At 61.2% G+C, this 17016-nt stretch carries 19 protein-coding genes and 1 tRNA gene; 10 read left to right on the top strand and 10 right to left on the bottom strand.

Features of this window, described 5'->3' with window-relative positions; all coding sequences use genetic code 11:
• Window positions 1-39 precede the first annotated feature (39 nt).
• The 3 genes from proC to ACPF9B_RS08430 are packed head-to-tail and all read left to right on the top strand — an operon-like array spanning window position 40 to window position 2136.
• A complete protein-coding gene (gene proC / locus ACPF9B_RS08440) occupies window positions 40-855 on the top strand; it encodes a pyrroline-5-carboxylate reductase (RefSeq protein ID WP_424176698.1) in 816 nt (271 codons plus the stop codon).
• Complete coding sequence (locus ACPF9B_RS08435; protein ID WP_424176696.1) at window positions 848-1186, top strand: tRNA-binding protein; 339 nt, start codon at window positions 848-850, stop codon at window positions 1184-1186. The genes proC and ACPF9B_RS08435 overlap by 8 nt, the downstream gene beginning before the upstream one ends.
• Entirely contained in the window at window positions 1183-2136 is a 954-nt protein-coding gene (locus tag ACPF9B_RS08430; protein WP_424176694.1) for a 2-hydroxyacid dehydrogenase, read from the top strand. The genes ACPF9B_RS08435 and ACPF9B_RS08430 overlap by 4 nt, the downstream gene beginning before the upstream one ends.
• Before the next feature lie 135 nt (window positions 2137-2271).
• Here the strand turns inward: ACPF9B_RS08430 and ACPF9B_RS08425 are convergent, their stop codons facing one another.
• A complete protein-coding gene (locus ACPF9B_RS08425) occupies window positions 2272-3474 on the bottom strand; it encodes a pyridoxal phosphate-dependent aminotransferase (protein WP_424176692.1) in 1203 nt (400 codons plus the stop codon).
• An 80-nt stretch (window positions 3475-3554) separates the two neighbouring features.
• Here ACPF9B_RS08425 and ACPF9B_RS08420 point away from each other — a divergent pair, with 80 nt between their 5' ends.
• From ACPF9B_RS08420 to ACPF9B_RS08410, 3 genes are read left to right on the top strand one after another with little or no spacing between them, the layout of a single operon-like run.
• Window positions 3555-3947, top strand: a complete 393-nt coding sequence (locus tag ACPF9B_RS08420; protein ID WP_424176690.1) for a helix-turn-helix domain-containing protein — start codon at window positions 3555-3557, stop codon at window positions 3945-3947.
• A complete protein-coding gene (locus ACPF9B_RS08415; RefSeq protein WP_424176688.1) occupies window positions 3947-4228 on the top strand; it encodes a succinate dehydrogenase assembly factor 2 in 282 nt (93 codons plus the stop codon). Before ACPF9B_RS08420 ends, ACPF9B_RS08415 begins: the two co-directional genes overlap by 1 nt.
• A gap of 57 nt (window positions 4229-4285) precedes the next feature.
• Entirely contained in the window at window positions 4286-4807 is a 522-nt protein-coding gene (locus tag ACPF9B_RS08410) for a MarR family winged helix-turn-helix transcriptional regulator (protein WP_007204330.1), read from the top strand.
• Window positions 4808-4829: 22 nt separating this feature from the next.
• Here the strand turns inward: ACPF9B_RS08410 and ACPF9B_RS08405 are convergent, their stop codons facing one another.
• The 6 genes from ACPF9B_RS08405 to ACPF9B_RS08380 form a co-directional block, all read right to left on the bottom strand.
• Window positions 4830-5258, bottom strand: coding sequence for a VOC family protein (locus tag ACPF9B_RS08405; RefSeq protein ID WP_040482747.1), 429 nt, complete (start codon window positions 5256-5258; stop codon window positions 4830-4832).
• Window positions 5259-5436: 178 nt separating this feature from the next.
• A tRNA-Glu gene (locus ACPF9B_RS08400) sits at window positions 5437-5511 on the bottom strand.
• A 75-nt stretch (window positions 5512-5586) separates the two neighbouring features.
• Complete coding sequence (gene recJ / locus ACPF9B_RS08395) at window positions 5587-7347, bottom strand: single-stranded-DNA-specific exonuclease RecJ (protein WP_424176685.1); 1761 nt, start codon at window positions 7345-7347, stop codon at window positions 5587-5589.
• 90 nt (window positions 7348-7437) lie between these two features.
• Complete coding sequence (glpX, locus tag ACPF9B_RS08390; RefSeq protein ID WP_007204333.1) at window positions 7438-8403, bottom strand: class II fructose-bisphosphatase; 966 nt, start codon at window positions 8401-8403, stop codon at window positions 7438-7440.
• 70 nt (window positions 8404-8473) lie between these two features.
• Window positions 8474-9760, bottom strand: a complete 1287-nt coding sequence (locus tag ACPF9B_RS08385) for a homoserine dehydrogenase (RefSeq protein ID WP_424176682.1) — start codon at window positions 9758-9760, stop codon at window positions 8474-8476.
• A 54-nt stretch (window positions 9761-9814) separates the two neighbouring features.
• A complete protein-coding gene (locus tag ACPF9B_RS08380) occupies window positions 9815-10063 on the bottom strand; it encodes a hypothetical protein (protein WP_242601230.1) in 249 nt (82 codons plus the stop codon).
• 61 nt (window positions 10064-10124) lie between these two features.
• Between ACPF9B_RS08380 and ACPF9B_RS08375 the strand changes: the two genes are divergently transcribed.
• Window positions 10125-10712 carry a TetR/AcrR family transcriptional regulator gene (locus ACPF9B_RS08375; protein ID WP_424176679.1) on the top strand — a complete coding sequence of 196 codons (588 nt, stop codon included), beginning with the start codon at window positions 10125-10127 and terminating at the stop codon, window positions 10710-10712.
• Between the two features lie 15 nt (window positions 10713-10727).
• A complete protein-coding gene (locus ACPF9B_RS08370; RefSeq protein WP_424176677.1) occupies window positions 10728-11213 on the top strand; it encodes a hypothetical protein in 486 nt (161 codons plus the stop codon).
• On the opposite strand, the gene ACPF9B_RS08365 is transcribed toward ACPF9B_RS08370, so the two are convergent.
• The 3 genes from ACPF9B_RS08365 to ACPF9B_RS08355 are packed head-to-tail and all read right to left on the bottom strand — an operon-like array spanning window position 11214 to window position 13743.
• Window positions 11214-11819: a TadE/TadG family type IV pilus assembly protein gene (locus ACPF9B_RS08365; protein WP_424176675.1), complete on the bottom strand. Its 606-nt coding sequence runs from the start codon at window positions 11817-11819 to the stop codon at window positions 11214-11216.
• Window positions 11819-12394 carry a TadE/TadG family type IV pilus assembly protein gene (locus ACPF9B_RS08360; RefSeq protein WP_007204339.1) on the bottom strand — a complete coding sequence of 192 codons (576 nt, stop codon included), beginning with the start codon at window positions 12392-12394 and terminating at the stop codon, window positions 11819-11821. The genes ACPF9B_RS08365 and ACPF9B_RS08360 overlap by 1 nt, the downstream gene beginning before the upstream one ends.
• Window positions 12391-13743 carry a pilus assembly protein TadG-related protein gene (locus ACPF9B_RS08355; RefSeq protein WP_424176673.1) on the bottom strand — a complete coding sequence of 451 codons (1353 nt, stop codon included), beginning with the start codon at window positions 13741-13743 and terminating at the stop codon, window positions 12391-12393. The genes ACPF9B_RS08360 and ACPF9B_RS08355 overlap by 4 nt, the downstream gene beginning before the upstream one ends.
• Window positions 13744-14202: 459 nt before the next feature.
• Here ACPF9B_RS08355 and ACPF9B_RS08350 point away from each other — a divergent pair, with 459 nt between their 5' ends.
• Both ACPF9B_RS08350 and ACPF9B_RS08345 read left to right on the top strand, forming a co-directional pair.
• The gene (locus tag ACPF9B_RS08350) at window positions 14203-15642 is read left to right on the top strand and encodes a Glu/Leu/Phe/Val family dehydrogenase (RefSeq protein ID WP_424176671.1); all 1440 of its coding nucleotides are present in this window, start codon (window positions 14203-14205) and stop codon (window positions 15640-15642) included.
• Between the two features lie 104 nt (window positions 15643-15746).
• A complete protein-coding gene (locus ACPF9B_RS08345; protein WP_007204342.1) occupies window positions 15747-17000 on the top strand; it encodes a sarcosine oxidase subunit beta family protein in 1254 nt (417 codons plus the stop codon).
• Window positions 17001-17016 lie beyond the last annotated feature (16 nt).

Genomic DNA, 17016 nt, shown 5'->3' with positions numbered 1-17016 from the left:
TGGCGTAACCTTTTGGAATTCCGACAAGAGGTGCCGTCTATGAATATGAACGAAGTCGCCGTGCGTGGTCTGGTCTTGCTGGGCTGCGGCAAGATGGGGTCAGCGATGCTGGCGGGCTGGCTGCGTAACGGGTTGCCTGCCGCGTCGGTCTGGGTGATCGACCCGCATCCGTCGGATTGGTTGAAACAACAGGGCGTCCATATCGGCGGGACATTGCCCGAAAGCCCCGCCATCGCCGTGATCGCGGTCAAGCCGCAGATGATGATGACCGCCTTGCCCGATGTGAAATCGTTTGGCACCGGCAAGACGCTGATCATTTCCATCGCCGCAGGCACGCCGATTGCCACGTTCGAGGCTGTCTTTGGCAAAGACACCCCCATCATTCGCGCAATGCCGAACACGCCTGCCGCCATTGGCCGCGGCATCACCGCGCTGATCGGTAATGCCAAAACCGCCGATGCCGATCTTGATCTGGCCGAGGCGCTGCTCTGGGCCGTGGGCCAGACCGTGCGGCTGGAAGACGAATCCCAGATGGATGCCGTGACAGCCCTGTCAGGGTCCGGCCCCGCCTATGTCTTTCACATGATCGAGGCTTTGGCCGCCGCCGGTGTCGCCCAAGGGCTGACGCCGCAGATGGCGATGGATCTGGCCAAGGCCACCGTGGGCGGCGCGGGCGAACTGGCGGAAACCGCCGATGAAGACCCTGCGCAATTGCGGATCAACGTGACCTCGCCCAATGGCACGACGCAGGCCGCACTTGACGTGCTGATGGACAAGGACAAGGGCCTGACCGATCTGATGCACCGCGCCGTCGCCGCTGCCGCCAACCGCGCACGGGAACTGGCCAATGAGTGAGATTTCGTTCGATGATTTCCTCAAGGTCGATGTGCGTGTCGGCATTGTGTCCCGCGCGGAACCTTTCCCCGAGGCGCGCAAGCCCGCGATCAAGCTCTGGATCGATTTTGGTCCCGACATCGGCGAGAAAAAGACATCGGCCCAGATCACGGTGCATTATGCCCCCGAGACGCTGGTCGGCAAACAGGTGCTGGCGGTGGTGAATTTTCCGCCCCGCCAGATCGGTAAATTCATGTCCGAAGTGCTGGTGCTGGGCATGCCCGATGCCGAAGGCGCAATTGTGCTGGTCGGACCTGATCAAGATGTGCCTTTGGGGGGGCGTTTGCATTGAAAAAACTTCTGATCACACGGGCCTTGCCAGAGGCAATACTTGCCGCCGCCCGCGCGCGGTTTGACGTGACCCTGCGCCCCCAGACGGCGGGGCTGACCGTGGCCGAGGCTGCCGCAGCCCTGCGCGATTACGACGCGATCCTGCCCACCTTGGGCGACGGCTTTGCTGCTGCGGCATTCACCGGCGAGATCCGCTGCGGTGTGCTGGCCAATTTCGGGGTGGGTTATAACCATATCGACGTGGCCGCCGCCCGTGCCGCCGGTGTCGCCGTGTCCAACACGCCGGATGCGGTGACCGATGCGACCGCCGATATCGGCATGACGCTGATCTTGTCCGCCTGCCGCCGCGCGGGCGAAGGCGAAAGGCTGGTGCGCGCGGGCAAATGGACCGGCTGGCAGCCCACGCAGATGCTGGGTACCCACGTCACCGGCAAGACTGTGGGCATCGTCGGCATGGGCCGGATCGGGCAGGCCGTCGCGCGGCGCTGTCTTTATGGGTTCAATATGCCGGTCCTGTATTTCAACCGCTCGCCCAAGATGGTGGATATGCCCGCCCGGCAGGTGGACAGCCTGCATGATCTGATGGGGCGGGCCGATATCATCGTCGTCACCGTGCCGGGGGGTGGCAGCAATACCGGCCTGATCGACGCGGCCGCCTTGGCCGCAATGAAACCGACCGGCATTTTCGTCAATATCGCCCGCGGCGATGTGGTAGACGAAGATGCGCTGATCGCGGCCTTGCAAAAGCGTCAGATCGCGGGGGCGGGGCTGGATGTCTTTGCCAAGGAACCCATTGTGCCTGACACGCTGCGCGCTTTGGAAAACGTCGTGATCCTGCCGCATCTGGGCACCGCCGCCTTGGAAGTGCGCGAGGCGATGGGCCAAATGGCGCTGGATAATATCATCGCATGGGACGAAGGGCGCGCGCTGCCGCAGGGCCTCACGTCATAACGTCCTGACCGCCGCCAGCACTTTCACGCAATGCGCCCATCCTTTTGCACCGAAAAGGCCTGTTCGCTTTGTCCAAAATACTCCCGCGCGGCGCGCAGCGCCCGCCCAGCTGCGGCGAAATACCCGCTTTGCGCGCTAGTTTAGGCTTTTACAAAACCCGACGATACGTTTGCACGCCTCCTCAAGCGCGGCATCTGATGTGGCATAGCTGACGCGAAAATTGGGCGACAGGCCAAAGGCCGCGCCAAACACGACCGCAACACCGGTTTCGTCCAGCAGGGCCGCGGCAAAGGTTTCGTCATTGTCGATCAGCACGCCAGCGGCGCTGGTCTTGCCGATACAGCCCGCGATGGAAGGATAGACATAAAACGCGCCTTCGGGGCGCGGGCAGACCACGCCGGGTGCTTGGTTCAGCATATCGACCACCAGATCGCGGCGGCGTTCGAACAGGGCGTTATTGGGTGCCAGAAAATCCTGCGTGCCGTTCAATGCCTCGACAGCCGCATATTGGCTGACCGAACAGGGGTTGGATGTGGATTGCGACTGCACCTTGCGCATCGCCTTTATCAGCATTTCCGGCCCCGCCGCATAGCCGATCCGCCAGCCGGTCATCGCATAGGCCTTTGACACGCCATTGACCGTCAATGTGCGGTCATAAAGGCGCGGTTCGACCTGCGCAGGGGTGCAGAATTTGAAATTGCCATAAGCCAGATGTTCGTACATGTCGTCGGTCATTACCCAGACATGCGGATGGCGCAGCAGGACATCTGTCAGGGCTTTCAGTTCATCCCAGCTATAACCCGCCCCCGTGGGGTTGGATGGCGAATTGAACAAGAACCACTTGGTCGCGGGCGTGATCGCCGCCTCCAGCTGGTCGGCAGTGATCTTGAAATCCGCTGCGAGCGTGGCCTCTATCGTGACGGGCGTGCCGCCTGCCAGCAGCACCATGTCAGGGTAGCTCACCCAATAGGGCGCGGGGATGATCACCTCGTCACCCGCATTCAGCGTCGCCATGAAGGCGTTATAGAGCACCTGCTTGCCGCCGGTGCCGACCGTGACCTGCGCGGGGGTGTAATCCAGCGCATTGTCGCGCTTGAACTTGGCGCAGATCGCCTGTTTGAGCTCGGGGATACCGTCAACGGCGGTATATTTCGTCTTGCCTGCGGCAATTGCGGCCACGGCGGCGGCCTTGATATTGTCGGGCGTGTCGAAATCCGGCTCTCCGGCGCCAAGGCCGATAATATCGCGCCCCGCGGCCTTGAGCTCGGCCGCTTTGGTGGTGACAGCGATGGTGGGCGAGGGTTTGACGCGATCAAGCGTCGCAGACAGAAAAGCCATGGGGATGTCCGGTGGTCAAATTGCACTATCCGTGACATAAGACGAGGCGAGCAAACTTAGCAAGAACCAAGGAGTCCCGCGTGACCGAAACAGACAGCGATTGGTACAGCCCCGAGGCCGCGACCTTTGGCGACAGGCTGGCAGGCGCGCGCGAAGCCGCAGGGCTGAGCCAGAAAGACCTTGCCAAATCATTGGGTGTCAAGTTCGCAACCTTGGTATCTTGGGAAAATGACACGGGCGAACCCCGCGCCAACCGGCTGCAGATGCTGGCAGGGATGCTGGGCGTGTCGCTCGGCTGGTTGATGACCGGGCTGGGCGACGGGCTGGCCGCCCCCGATGATGCCACCGAAATCCCCGCCGATGTGGCAGTCCTGATGCAAGAGATGCGGCGCCTGCGCGCACAGATGGTGCAGACGCTTGACAAGATGGGGCAAGTGGAAAAACAGCTTCAGACAGCATTGCGCAGGACATGATGACAGAAACCACCGAACACACCCGCAAACGGTTGCACATGCGCTCCATGCGGCGCGGGATCAAGGAAATGGACCTGATCCTGTCGGCCTTTGCCGCCGAGCATCTGGCGGACATGGATGAGGCGGAACTGGCGCTTTATGATGCGCTTTTGTCCGAAAACGACCATGATCTGTATGGTTGGGTCGGCGGGCAATTCGCGGTGCCTGATGTCTATGCCGACATGATCTCGCGGATCGCGGCAGGTGCACATGGGGTCACGCGCCCTGCGGCGGCGCATTAACCTTATATTGGTTTGTTTGCCTTAGACCTTCTGCAGAACAGCAGACGGAGCGGCGGGATGAGCGTTCATACCAATCTGGGAAAGCAGGATAAATCCGGCTTGACGGACGCGCGCAGCGCATCTTTCATGGCGTCCTATCTGGATGTTCTGACCTTGGTCGAACGATTGCACCGTTTGCTGCTTGACGTGATCAAGGATGAATTCGAACGGGTCGGCATTCTTGAAATCAACGCGGTGCAGGCGCTGTTGTTGTTCAATATCGCCGAAAACGAGGTGACGGCAGGCGAATTGAAATCGCGCGGCTATTATCAAGGCTCGAACGTGTCTTATAATCTCAAGAAACTGGTCGAACTTGGCTATATGCACCACCAGCGCAGCGAAATCGACCGCCGGTCAGTGCGGGTGCGCCTGACCGAAAAGGGGCGCAATGTCCGGTTGATCGTGGCGAAACTGTTTGCCACCCATGCCGATGGCCTGTTGGACCGGCAGGTGCTGGACCATGCCGGTCTTGACGAAATTTCCTCTGCACTCCGCCGGGTTGAACGGTATTGGAGCGATCAGATCCGCTATATCTATTGACCGGATCTGATCTGTGCCGGCCTTACCAATGGCCGGTATTGTCCATGCTGGCCCAGGGCTCAGCCGGCGGCAGGTTGTCGCCTTCCTGCAGCAATTCGATCGAAATGTTGTCGGGTGACCGTACAAAGGCCATATGGCCGTCGCGGGGCGGGCGGTTGATGGTCACGCCATTGTCCATCAGATGCTGGCACAGCGCGTAGATGTCGCTGGTCCGATAGGCCAGATGCCCGAAATGGCGGCTGTCCGACGGCAAGCCCGCATCGCCGTCCCAATTATAGGTCAGCTCGACCGGACAATCCTCTTGTCCCGGCGGCGCCATGAACACGAGCGAAAACCGCCCCTTGTCATTGTCGATGCGCCGCGTTTCGCGCAGGCCAAGCAAGGCGTAAAACGCCATCGACGCCTCGAGGTCTTTCACGCGCACCATCGTGTGCAGGTAGGTCAGGGTCATTGTTGCAATCCTTCTGTCATCTTCACGCCAGCCTAACGCGGCTGGGCAGGGGGCGAAACAACCGAACCGATCAAAAAGGCGATAAGTGCCGCAGCCGCGCGCAGCATAACCGGCACAAGCAGCGGCCAGCAGGGCCAATGCGTTGATTTTACGTCTATTTATTAAGGGGGTTCACCAATGGCAGTCCCTAGGGGAATCGAACCCCTCTTTCCAGGTTGAAAACCTGGCGTCCTAACCGATAGACGAAGGGACCGCACTTGGTGTCGCGCTTTTAGGCAAAGCCCGCAGCGCGCGCAAGGGGGAATTTACGGTTTTTTCCGAACCCGCATCAATGCGCGGGCGCGGCGTCTTCGAGGCGCAATTGCACCGATTGGCGGCCTTGCCAGACATTGACTTCGATTCGTCCGGCAAGGTGGAACCGGGTGCCGTTATGCTGCAGCAGCGCAGGCCCCAAAGGCCCATCCATTGCCCCGAAACAGATCGCGTCGATCCGCGCACCCAGCCCGTCGCCAAAGCTGATCTTGAGATGGGTTTCGCCCACCTGTTTGGCGAAAAGAATCTGGCAATCGGGAAAGGCGAAACGCGGGGCAGGCGCGCCCGCCCCGAACGGCCCCGCATCATCAAGCAAGGTCACCAGATCGACCGTTGCCGCCCCCGGCATCAGGATACCGTCCAACCGCAGATCGGCAGGCCCCAGCGCGCTGGCCCCTTGTTTGTCCAGCAATTCCGCCAGCCGCGCCATCGCTGGTTCCAGCCTGTCCTGCGCGACACTCAGCCCCGCCGCCATCTTGTGCCCGCCACCTTTCAGCAGCAGCCCTTCGCTGGCCAGCCGCTGGATCGCAGCACCCAGATCAATGCCCGATACCGACCGACCCGATCCTTTGCCGATTCCATCCTCGAGCCCGATCACGACTGCGGGGCGGTTGGTGGCCTCTTTCAGCCGGGCCGCGACGATCCCAACCACGCCCGGGTGCCAACCTTCTCCCGCCGCCCAGACCAGCGGGCCATCCGTGCCGCGCGCCAGCGCCTGTGCGATGGCCACATCACGCACCGCCTGTTCCACGGCGCGCCGGTCGGTGTTCAGCTGGTCGAGCATATCCGCCAGATCGCGCGCCTCTGCGGGATCATCGCTGGCCAGCAATCGCGCGCCCAGATCCGCCTTGCCGATCCGGCCGCCCGCATTGACCCGCGGCCCCAGCAAAAACCCCAGATGATAGGCTGTGGGTGCCGCATCCAGCCCCGCCACATCCGCCAGCGCTGTCAGCCCCACACGCGCACGGCGCGCCATCACCACCAGCCCTTGGCGCACAAAGGCGCGGTTCACTCCCACAAGGGGGGCGACATCAGCGACAGTGGCCAGCGCCACAAGATCAAGCATCCCCATCAAATCCGGCCCCGCCTTGCCCGCATCCCGCAACTGCCGGTTCGCCTCAACCAGCATTAAAAACACAACGCCCGCGGCACAGAGATGCGCCAGATCACCGCTTTCGTCCTGCCGGTTTGGGTTCACGACAGCATAGGCCGCCGGCAGGGTCTCGCCGCCAAGATGATGGTCCAGCACGATCACATCCGCGCCCACCGCCGCGGCAATCGGGCCATGCGACAGCGTCCCGCAATCGACGCAGATGATCAGGTCATGCGCCGCAGCCAATTCTGCCATGGCGGGCTCATTGGGGCCATAGCCTTCGTCGATGCGGTCAGGGATATAGAGCGTCGCGCGCAATCCCCGCTGCCGCAGCCAGACGATCAAAAGCGCAGCCGACGCCCCGCCATCTACGTCATAATCGGCAAAAACCGCGATCCGCTCGCGCCCTGCCACGGCCTGCAAAAACCGCGTGGCCGCCTTTTCCATGTCACGCAAACTGCGCGGATCAGGCAGCAGATCGCGCAGGGTCGGAGCCAGAAACAACGCCGCCTCCTGCGACGGCACGCCGCGCCGCGCAAGCGTCCGGCACAGCGCGGGCGGCAGGTTGGTCGCCTGCACCATCGCCTCGGCAGCGCGGTCTTCCTGCGCGTTTGGCCCAACCCAACGGCGACCGGTCAAGGACGCAGCCACCCCTAGAAACGCATGATCTTGTGGTATGTTCATGCACCCATACTAGCAGCGCCGCCGCCGCCATGCCACGCCCTGACTTCTTATTTCCTAAAATACTCCCGCCGGAGGCGGCGCGTCAGCGCCTCAGCGCACGGGATTGCGATAGATCATCCGCCGCACCGATCCAGTTTTGGACCGCATCAGGATCGTCTCGGCGGTGACAAAACCGACCTCGCGCTTGATGCCCGGTACCAAAGATCCATCCGTGACACCGGTCGCGGCAAAGATCACATCGCCTGTCACAAGGTCGTCGCGGGTATAGACACGGTCAAAATTGGTGATCCCGGCCTTGGTTGCGCGCGCGCGCTCATCATCGTTGCGAAACAAAAGCCGGCCGAAAATCTGCCCGCCCATGCATTTCAGCGCGGCTGCGGCCAGCACACCTTCGGGCGCACCGCCAGACCCCATATACATGTCGATGCCGGTGATATCGGGTTCGGCGCAATGCATGACACCGGCGACATCACCATCGGTGATCAGCCGGATCGCAGCGCCAGTGGCGCGGATTTCGGCAATCATATCCTCGTGGCGCGGGCGTTCCAGCACGCAGACGGTGATATCCTTGGTCGAACAGCCCTTGGCGGCGGCCAGCGCCGAAACACGTTCCGCAGGCGACATATCCAGCGTCACGACACCGGTGCGAAAACCCGGCCCGATCGCCAGCTTGTCCATATAGACATCCGGCGCATGCAACATCGACCCGCGCGGGCCCATCGCAATCACGGCCAATGCATTGGGCATGTCCTTGGCGGTCAGCGTGGTGCCTTCCAGCGGGTCAAGCGCGATATCCACGCCCGGCCCATTGCCGGTGCCGACCTCTTCGCCGATGAACAGCATCGGGGCTTCGTCGCGTTCACCCTCGCCGATCACCACGACACCGGCAATATCGAGCTTGTTGAGCTGATTGCGCATCGCATCCACCGCCGCCTGATCGGCGGCCTTTTCATCGCCGCGCCCGATCAGAGAGGCGCAGGCGATGGCGGCAGCTTCAGAGACGCGGGCCAGACCGAGCGACAGGTTGCGGTCGTTGAAATCGGCGGGGCTGGGCATATGGGTATTCCTTCGGGATGTTCGCCCCGACGTAAACCCTGCTTGGGCCACGGTCGCAAGGCTGTTTGCGCTAAACCGCCTCGATCCGGATCGCTACTGGATCGCCCGACACCACGCCGGTGTCCTTGAACGCGGCCAAAGCCTCGTCCAATGCGGTGCGGGTCGTCTTATGCGTCACGATCAACACAGGTGCCGTGGGTTCGGCATGGCCATATTGGCGCATCCGGTCGATGGAAATGCCCGCATCGCCCAAGGCGCGCGCGACCTTGGCCAGCGCGCCGGGTTTATCAAGCAGTTGCAGTCGCAGATAATAGGGGGCGGGGACCGCCGCCAATGCGGGGCGCGCGCGCCGTAGGCTGGTCGCGGGCTGACCAAAGGTCGAAATCCGCAGGCCGCGCGCGATATCCATCACATCGCCCATCACGGCACTGGCGGTCGGGCCTTCGCCTGCACCGGGGCCACGCAACACGATCTGGCCGACCGAATCGCCTTCCAGCACAATCATATTGGTGCCGCCCTGCAACTGGCCAAGTGGTGATGTGTCCGGCACCAAACAAGGCGACATCCGTTGTTCCAGCCCGCGCCCGGTCATCTGTGCGACACCCAAAAGCTTGATCTTGAATCCCATATCGGCGGCTTGGCGGATATCTTCGATACTGACCGCACCAATCCCTTCCAGCTGCACGGCGTCGAAATCCACCTGCGTGCCGAATGCGATGGCCGATAACAGCGCAAGCTTATGCCCCGCATCGATCCCGCCCACATCCAGTTCTGGGTCGGCTTCCAGATAGCCAAGGGCATTGGCCTCGTCGAACACCTCGCTATAGGTCAGGCCCGCGTTTTCCATGCGGGTCAGGATGTAATTGCAGCTTCCGTTCATCACGCCCATGATCCGGGTGATGTCATTGGCGGCCAGCCCTTCGGTCAGCGCCTTGACGACGGGAATACCACCAGCAACGGCCGCCTCAAAGCGGACCACACGGCCTGCGGCCTCGGCGGCTTCGGCGATGGCCTGACCGTGCACGGCCAGCAGCGCCTTGTTGGCGGAAACCACATCCTTGCCTGCGGCAATTGCGGCCTCGGTCGCGTCCTTTGCGGGGCCATCATGGCCGCCCATCACCTCGATGAACAGATCGACATCATCGCGGCGGGCAAGGGCCACAGGATCATCTTCCCATGCATAGCCCGACAGATCGACGCCGCGATCCTTGTCACGGCTGCGCGCCGATACCGCACTGATCGAGATCGCACGACCAGAGCGCGCCTGCAACAGATCGGCATGTTTCTGCACGATCCGCACGACGCCCACGCCAACGGTGCCCAGTCCCGCAATGCCGAGCCTTAAGGGGTGTGTCATGCTGTCAAATCCATCTGTGTCGCGGTTTCCATGCGGTGTAGCGAATAGATATGGCTACTGCAACGCGTCCGGATCAATCGCGCGCAGCGTCGCCGCACGGCGTTGCAACGCGGCCAGCCGGTTTTCCATGCCGTCCGCTTCGGTCATGACCGGTGCGGGCAGATCTTCCAGCGGTGCCAGACGCGGGTAAGGGGCAAGGCGCGCGGTGTCGGATAGGGTGCCGTCAAGCGCGGGAATATCCGCGCAGGCGGCAAGGATAAGCAAAAAGGGCAGGGCATAGCGCATGTGGCAGACAATAGACATGCAGCGGCCTTTGCAGCAAGTCGGGCTTTTCATTTGAACGACTGTTCAGTTAGATGGGCCCATGGCGCGCAAACAAGGGTCTCATTCCGATATCACCGGCCCACGGGTGCAGGACACGGCCTTGCGGCTGATCGCGCGGCATGGCTATGCGGCCGTGTCGATGCGCCAGATCGCGGCTGAGGTGGGCGTACAGGCGGGGGCGCTATATAATTACACCCCTGACAAGCAGACCTTGCTGTTCAATCTGATGCGCGCGCATATGCAGGAGGTGCTGGATGCGCTGGCCGCGGCCGATCTGCGCGGTGATCCGCCCGCGCGGCTGGATGGGTTCACGCGGTTTCATATACGGTTCCATCTGCCGCGGCCGGATCAGGTGTTCGTATCCTATATGGAATTGCGCAACCTTGCGCCTGAAAACTTTGCCATTCTGGAATCCATGCGCCGCGACTATGAAACCGCGCTTGAAGATATCCTGCGCGACGGGGTGGCGGCAGGCGTGTTTGCCGTGCCTGACACGCGGATCGCGACAATGGCAATCATTGCCATGTTGACCGGGCTCAGCCATTGGTACCGCGAAGGTGGCAGGCTGGGCATGGATGCGATCGAAGAAATCTATTGCAACCTTGTTCAGAAATCCGTCCGGCGCTGACGCGAAAGGCTATCCATGTTCAACCCCGATCACACCGGCGGTTATCCTACCGTCCATGCTTCCGAGGGGCGCCGTTATTTTGCCTGTGCGGTAATCTACGGCTTGGGCGGATTGCTGATCTATACGGCGATGGCCCATCCGCCTGACCTGATCTGGTTGATCTTTATGTTGGGTTTCGGGGCGGCGATGCTGTGGCTGGGGGAAATGATGCGCCGTGCCACGCGGTTGGGCATTGTGCTGACCGACGCCGACCTGCGCGACACCGATGGTATGGTTCTGGTGCGGATCGACGATATCGCGCTGGTGGACCGTGGCGCGCTGGCGATGAAACCGGCCAATGGCTTTACGCTGGTGCTGCACAAACGTCAGCCGCCGGGCTGGTCGCCCGGCATGTGGTGGCGGATCGGTAAACGCGTGGGCATTGGCGGTGTCACCGCAGCAGGCCCGGCCAAGTTCATGGCCGAACAGATCGCCCTGCGTATCAAGGCGCGCAGCGGCTGATCAGCAAATCTCGTCGCCATTGGTCGGGATCGACGGTGTCGGGTCAAAGCAGATCGCTGGCACGAACCGTGGCGATATGACCGTGAACGTCGTCATCTGGACCGGATCCAGAGTGTTGTTCGTGAAGGGCGCGATGCCCAGCGAAAACGGCGCGCGATAGGCGGCGCTTGTTTCAACAAGAAGCGATGTCGCCCCATCCGCCAGCAGCGGCAGGCGGTCTGTCATCAAGGCAAGATCGGCATCCGTCAGCGCCTGACCCATACCGCGACTTTCAGACCAGCGCAGCACATAGCGGTTCGCTCCCGCGTCCCATGCATAGGATGTGACACGCAGGGTGGGGGCGGGGTCGAATTCGACCAGCGTGCGCAGTAGCGCCTGCGCTGCATCAACATAGCCCGCACCGATGGCAACAGGCGCGCTGGCCTCGCGGCTGAACATATCCGCGATGGTCAGGCCTGCGCGCGCGCTGCGGGTTTCCGCGCGGAAGGCATCGAAATAAACCAGCGTGGACAACAAGGCCCATGTGATGATCGGCGTCACCAGCACCAGTTCAATGGCGGCTGATCCATCTTCGTTATCGCGAAAGCGTTTGATCAGATCGGTCATCATGATCCTGGTGTGTTTCGGAACGGTTCCACGACGAAAGCCGTGGTCGAGACCAGCGCATAAGACCCGCCCGCCGCGCTGTCTGCATTGGCGTCAACAATGGTGCGGCCCAAAAGGCTGGTCGGCAGCACCGGATCAAGCCGGACGCAAACGCGCAGAAAAATCAATTCGTTATTGCCGCCGCTGGTGAAGGACGTGACAGGCTGAACTTCGGCGCCCCGATCAATGCATTGCACCGTGTCGGGCACATCGACCCAATTGCGCAGGTCGCGGCGGATCATTTCCAGCTGCAACTGGTTTTCGCAATCGGGCAAGAGCCGCGCCACGTTGCAGATATTGGTGCGCAGGCTGGCGCGGGTCGGGTTGGGGATTGCCCCGATGCGCACATCACGCACCACGACATCTACCGCCCGTTCCAGCGCGAAATGGCGCAGCGAAATCATCCCGCTTTCGTAGGTCATCAGAAAGAAAGTCATGAACACCGGAAAGATGATCACGAATTCAACCGTGACCACACCATCCTCGTTGGCGCTAAACCGGCGCAAAAGATCGCGTAAACGCAAGGCGGACGTCACAGGTTCAACCTCAGGTCAGTGATCCGTTCGGCAATACCGGAAAAGACGTCGATCAGCTCGGCACCGCTGGTGCGGAAAAACATGGATGGATCAGAGGCGCAGTTGCGCATCTGCAGGTCGGCGGCGCTGTTCGGCTGCACCTCGAATGCGACGGTATAGACGTCCACACTGCGCGCGGGTTGGTTGGCCAATGTGCAAATCGCCTCGAACCTGCCAACGTTGGTGGCGGCATCGACAAATTGGCCACGGTTGTCCCTGCCATTGATGGACCGCGAGATGATGTAGTCGATGTCCCTTTCCTGCTGCGCAATGCGCGGTCTTTCCTGTTGCGTGATATCGCCATCGGTCATCAAAACGATGATCTTTTTGGTTTCAGGATCGTCCCATGCGGCAGGGCGGTTCGCAAATTGGGGCGGGACAAGCCCCCTGCTGGGGTCGCTAAGGTGATTGAAGGCGGGTTGGCTGGACGGGTCGAGCGTCGCAAGTGCGTATTTCATCGCATAATGCGTGCCGGTGCCGTCATGCATCCGCAGGCCATTGATGAAAGTCCGGGCCTGCGCAGGCGTGGCTATGGCATATTGGATCGATGACCTGTCCTGCGGGCACCAGCCCCAATCCATCACCGAGCTGGCGATATCCCAGACCTGGAAATGCGGCACTTGTGCGCGTCCGGCCCCGGGCAAACCGGTGCTCGACCAGTCGCTGCCGAGCATTTCCACACAAGACGATACCTGTGGAAAAAAATAATCGTCCTTGGTCCCCAGAATGCGATCATCACCCGCCAGCAACGTATTGGGATAGCGCACACCGCCCATGAAGGCGAACATCTCTGAGCCCGGATTTGTCGCGCCCGCATAGGGGATGATCGTCAAGGACACGGTACCGCCATTGGCGGGGTCCAACACTTCTTCGGCAAAGGCGATCGCCGCGGCCTGCATGTTCACGAACCGGTTGCTAAAGCGCATCGAGCCTGAAATATCCAGCACCAGCGAAATTTCGACCTTGCCGACACCTTCGGTCGCGCTTGACCGCGCGGGGGCTGTCAGACGGTCCATGCCGGCCAGCCGCAGGTAGAAGGTGTTCACATCAAGTGCGGACCGCACCGTCACGGTGCGCGAATTCCCGTTGTCCACCACGATAGGCGCGCCGACCAACGCATTGGGAAATCCTGCTTTGGCAAAGTAATCCTCGACAACATCGCGTGAATCGAGGGTCTGGTTCAAACTGGCCGCCGCCAGAACGGCACGGTCCGACACCGATTGCAGCGTCGCGCGCCGCGCCTCATAACGCATGAAATCAACCGCCATGCCGCCCATGATCAACATCGTGACCAGCAGCAGGATCGTCATGATAATGACGCTGCCGTCCTCGTCCCGTCCAAAGGCGTGCAAATATCTGATGCGCCAGCGTGGGTTGTGTGCCTTGCTTGTCAAAGGCAGCTTTGAATTTTGCATTCTGAATCCTCGCAGCTGGCGATTTTCATCGTGCCTTGTTCATGAAAGCGTTCATCTTGTGTTTATCACAAGCGGCTGGACTGCGTGACAAGAATGTTAAGATTTATGCAGTGAAAAGAGATGTTTATAGCATATTAATGGACAGTTTATCGAAATCCATATGACTGTTTATTTCTGCGAAACAAACGCCCGCAGCCGATTGATCGGATCCGGCACATGCTGGCGGGTAAATCGTCTGTTTTTTGAAAATTGCCGCTTTTCTCATCTTGTTTTAGCGAATCGCCCCTATGTTAGCGGTGGGGCGTGATGCGCCCGAACAGACCCGGCGCTGCGCCGGGAAAGGAAGGAATGACAATGAACGCCCACGATCCTGCGCAGGAACCCAGTTTCCGCGAATCCGTTGATCTGATGTTCAACCGTGCCGTTGCCCTGATGGACCTCAGCCCCGGTTTGGAGGAAAAGATCAGGGTCTGCAACGCAACCTATACGGTGCGTTTCGGTGTGCGCCTGCGTGGCGCGCTGCATACATTCACCGGTTATCGTTCGGTGCATTCCGAACATATGGAACCGGTCAAGGGCGGCATCCGCTATGCCATCAACGTCCATCAGGACGAGGTAGAGGCGTTGGCGGCGCTGATGACCTACAAATGTGCGCTGGTAGAGGCACCTTTTGGTGGCTCCAAGGGTGGCTTGCGGATCAATCCTGCCGATTGGAACGAACATGAGCTGGAACTGATCACCCGCCGTTTCGCCTATGAATTGATCAAGCGCGACCTGATCAACCCCGCGCAGAACGTGCCTGCACCCGACATGGGGACAGGTGAGCGTGAAATGGCCTGGATCGCGGATCAGTACCGGCGCATGAACACCACCGATATCAATGCTGCGGCCTGTGTGACGGGCAAGCCCACCAATGCAGGCGGCATCGCCGGCCGGGTCGAGGCGACGGGGCGCGGCGTGCAATACGCCCTGCGCGAGTTCTTTCGCTATCCCGAGGATGTGGCCAAGGCAAACCTGTCCGGCAGCCTTGATGGCAAGCGCGTGATCGTGCAAGGGCTGGGCAATGTTGGCTATCACGCCGCCAAGTTCCTGTCCGAAGAAGATGGCGCGCTGATCACCACGATTATCGAACGCGACGGGGCGCTGCATGACGAAGCGGGGCTGAATGTCGAAACCGTCCGCGCCTGGATTACCAAGAATGGTGGTCTGGCCAATTATCCGCATGCCAAGCATATCCCCGACGGGGCCAGTATGCTGGAGGCTGACTGCGACATCCTGATCCCCGCCGCATTGGAGGCGGTGATCAACCTGTCCAACGCCGACCGCATCAAGGCCCCCCTGATTATCGAGGCTGCGAATGGCCCCGTGACCGCGGGTGCCGATGAAATCCTGCGCGACAAAGGCTGTGTGATCATCCCTGACATGTATGCCAATGCGGGTGGCGTGACGGTGTCCTATTTCGAATGGGTCAAAAACCTGTCGCACATCCGGTTTGGCCGGATGCAGCGCCGCCAGGAAGAATCGCGCCACCAGCTGGTCGTGGACGAATTGGAGCGCTTGTCGGCGGACAAAGGTCTTGGCTGGAGCTTGTCGCCCGATTTCAAGGACAAATATCTGCGCGGCGCGGATGAGCTGGAACTGGTCCGCTCGGGGCTCGACGATACGATGCGGTCGGCCTATCAGGCGATGCGCGCGGTCTGGCACGGGCGCGCCGATGTGCATGATTTGCGCACGGCGGCCTATCTGGTGTCGATCCGCAAGGTTGCTGACAGCTATCGCGCCAAGGGGCTGTAGAGGCTGAAACGTAAGGTGGATCATGATCCGCCTTACACCCGCATTTGCCCTTTCGGTCTGCCGCCAATCGGCTAGAGTCGGGCTGGCGTGGTGAGGGGCAGGGCATGGGCTATTCGGGGTTTCAGATCATCAAGGAAGGGTTGTTCGGGCAGAAAGGCTGGAAACCGCTCTGGCGTGATCCCGCGCCAAAAGCGCGCTATGACGCGATCATCATCGGTGGTGGCGGGCATGGGTTGGCCACCGCCTATTACCTTGCCCGCGAACACGGGCTGACCAATATCGCTGTGCTGGAAAAGGGCCATATCGGCGGCGGCAATATCGGGCGCAACACCACCATCGTGCGCGCCAATTATTTCCTGCCGGGCAATCAGGAATTCTATTCGCATTCGCTCAAGCTGTGGGAAGGGATGGAACAGGATCTCAATTATAATGTGATGCATTCGCAGCGCGGGCTGATCAACCTGTTCCATTCCGACGGCCAGCGCGATGCCTTCGTGCGGCGCGGCAATGCGATGATCAATCAAGGCGATGATGCGATCCTGCTGGACCGCGAAGGCGTGCGCAGCCATCTGCCCTATCTCGATTTCGACAATGGCCGTTTCCCGATCTACGGCGGCCTGTATCACCCGCGCGGCGGCACGGCGCGCCATGATGCGGTTGCCTGGGGCTATGCGCGCGGTGCTGACCAGCGCGGCGTCGATCTGATCCAGAATTGCGAAGTCACCGGCATCGACATCGAAAACGGCGTTGTGACCGGCGTCCAAACCACGCGCGGCGCAATCAGGGCGCGCAAGGTCGGGATTGTCACCGCAGGCCGCTCAGGGCAGGTCGCGGCCATGGCCGGGATGCGCCTGCCGATCGAAAGCCATGTCTTGCAAGCCTTTGTCACCGAGGGGCTGAAACCCGTGATCGACCATGTCGTCAGTTTCGGCATGGGGCATTTCTATATCAGCCAGTCTGACAAGGGCGGGTTGGTCTTTGGCGGCGATCTGGATTTCTACGCATCCTACGCGGCCCGCGGCAACCTGCCGATGGCCGAACACGTGATGGAGGCCGCAATGACCCTGATGCCGATGATCGGCAAGGCGCGCGTGCTGCGGTCCTGGGGCGGGATCATGGACATGACCCCCGACGGCAGCCCGATCATCGACACCACGCCGACCAAGGGTTTGTTCATCGACTGCGGCTGGTGCTATGGCGGGTTCAAGGCGGTGCCGGCCTCTGGCTTTGCCTTTGCGCATCTGATGGCGACTGGCCAGCCCCATGCAACGGCGGCGAAGTTCCGGCTTGATCGGTTCCGCACCGGGGTCGGGTTGATGGACGAAGAAGGCACCGGGTCGCAGCATAACCTGCATTGAGCGCACGAACAGAGTA

It is taken from the genome of Yoonia sp. TsM2_T14_4 (assembly GCF_049602355.1).
GTDB classification, from domain to species: Bacteria; Pseudomonadota; Alphaproteobacteria; order Rhodobacterales; family Rhodobacteraceae; genus Yoonia; species Yoonia vestfoldensis_A.
Note: the sequence above shows the minus strand (reverse complement) of the source record. Positions and strands in the feature narration are given on the sequence as shown.

What these genes read in the sequence shown, in the direction of transcription:
- proC (WP_424176698.1), top strand. Translation starts at nt 40, where the DNA reads ATGAATATGAACGAAGTCGCCGTGCGTGGTCTGGTCTTGCTGGGCTGC.
- ACPF9B_RS08435 (WP_424176696.1), top strand. Translation starts at nt 848, where the DNA reads ATGAGTGAGATTTCGTTCGATGATTTCCTCAAGGTCGATGTGCGTGTC.
- ACPF9B_RS08425 (WP_424176692.1), bottom strand. Translation starts at nt 3,474, where the DNA reads ATGGCTTTTCTGTCTGCGACGCTTGATCGCGTCAAACCCTCGCCCACC.
- ACPF9B_RS08415 (WP_424176688.1), top strand. Translation starts at nt 3,947, where the DNA reads ATGACAGAAACCACCGAACACACCCGCAAACGGTTGCACATGCGCTCC.
- ACPF9B_RS08410 (WP_007204330.1), top strand. Translation starts at nt 4,286, where the DNA reads ATGAGCGTTCATACCAATCTGGGAAAGCAGGATAAATCCGGCTTGACG.
- ACPF9B_RS08405 (WP_040482747.1), bottom strand. Translation starts at nt 5,258, where the DNA reads ATGACCCTGACCTACCTGCACACGATGGTGCGCGTGAAAGACCTCGAG.
- recJ (WP_424176685.1), bottom strand. Translation starts at nt 7,347, where the DNA reads ATGAACATACCACAAGATCATGCGTTTCTAGGGGTGGCTGCGTCCTTG.
- glpX (WP_007204333.1), bottom strand. Translation starts at nt 8,403, where the DNA reads ATGCCCAGCCCCGCCGATTTCAACGACCGCAACCTGTCGCTCGGTCTG.
- ACPF9B_RS08385 (WP_424176682.1), bottom strand. Translation starts at nt 9,760, where the DNA reads ATGACACACCCCTTAAGGCTCGGCATTGCGGGACTGGGCACCGTTGGC.
- ACPF9B_RS08380 (WP_242601230.1), bottom strand. Translation starts at nt 10,063, where the DNA reads ATGTCTATTGTCTGCCACATGCGCTATGCCCTGCCCTTTTTGCTTATC.
- ACPF9B_RS08375 (WP_424176679.1), top strand. Translation starts at nt 10,125, where the DNA reads ATGGCGCGCAAACAAGGGTCTCATTCCGATATCACCGGCCCACGGGTG.
- ACPF9B_RS08370 (WP_424176677.1), top strand. Translation starts at nt 10,728, where the DNA reads ATGTTCAACCCCGATCACACCGGCGGTTATCCTACCGTCCATGCTTCC.
- ACPF9B_RS08365 (WP_424176675.1), bottom strand. Translation starts at nt 11,819, where the DNA reads ATGACCGATCTGATCAAACGCTTTCGCGATAACGAAGATGGATCAGCC.
- ACPF9B_RS08355 (WP_424176673.1), bottom strand. Translation starts at nt 13,743, where the DNA reads ATGACGATCCTGCTGCTGGTCACGATGTTGATCATGGGCGGCATGGCG.
- ACPF9B_RS08350 (WP_424176671.1), top strand. Translation starts at nt 14,203, where the DNA reads ATGAACGCCCACGATCCTGCGCAGGAACCCAGTTTCCGCGAATCCGTT.
- ACPF9B_RS08345 (WP_007204342.1), top strand. Translation starts at nt 15,747, where the DNA reads ATGGGCTATTCGGGGTTTCAGATCATCAAGGAAGGGTTGTTCGGGCAG.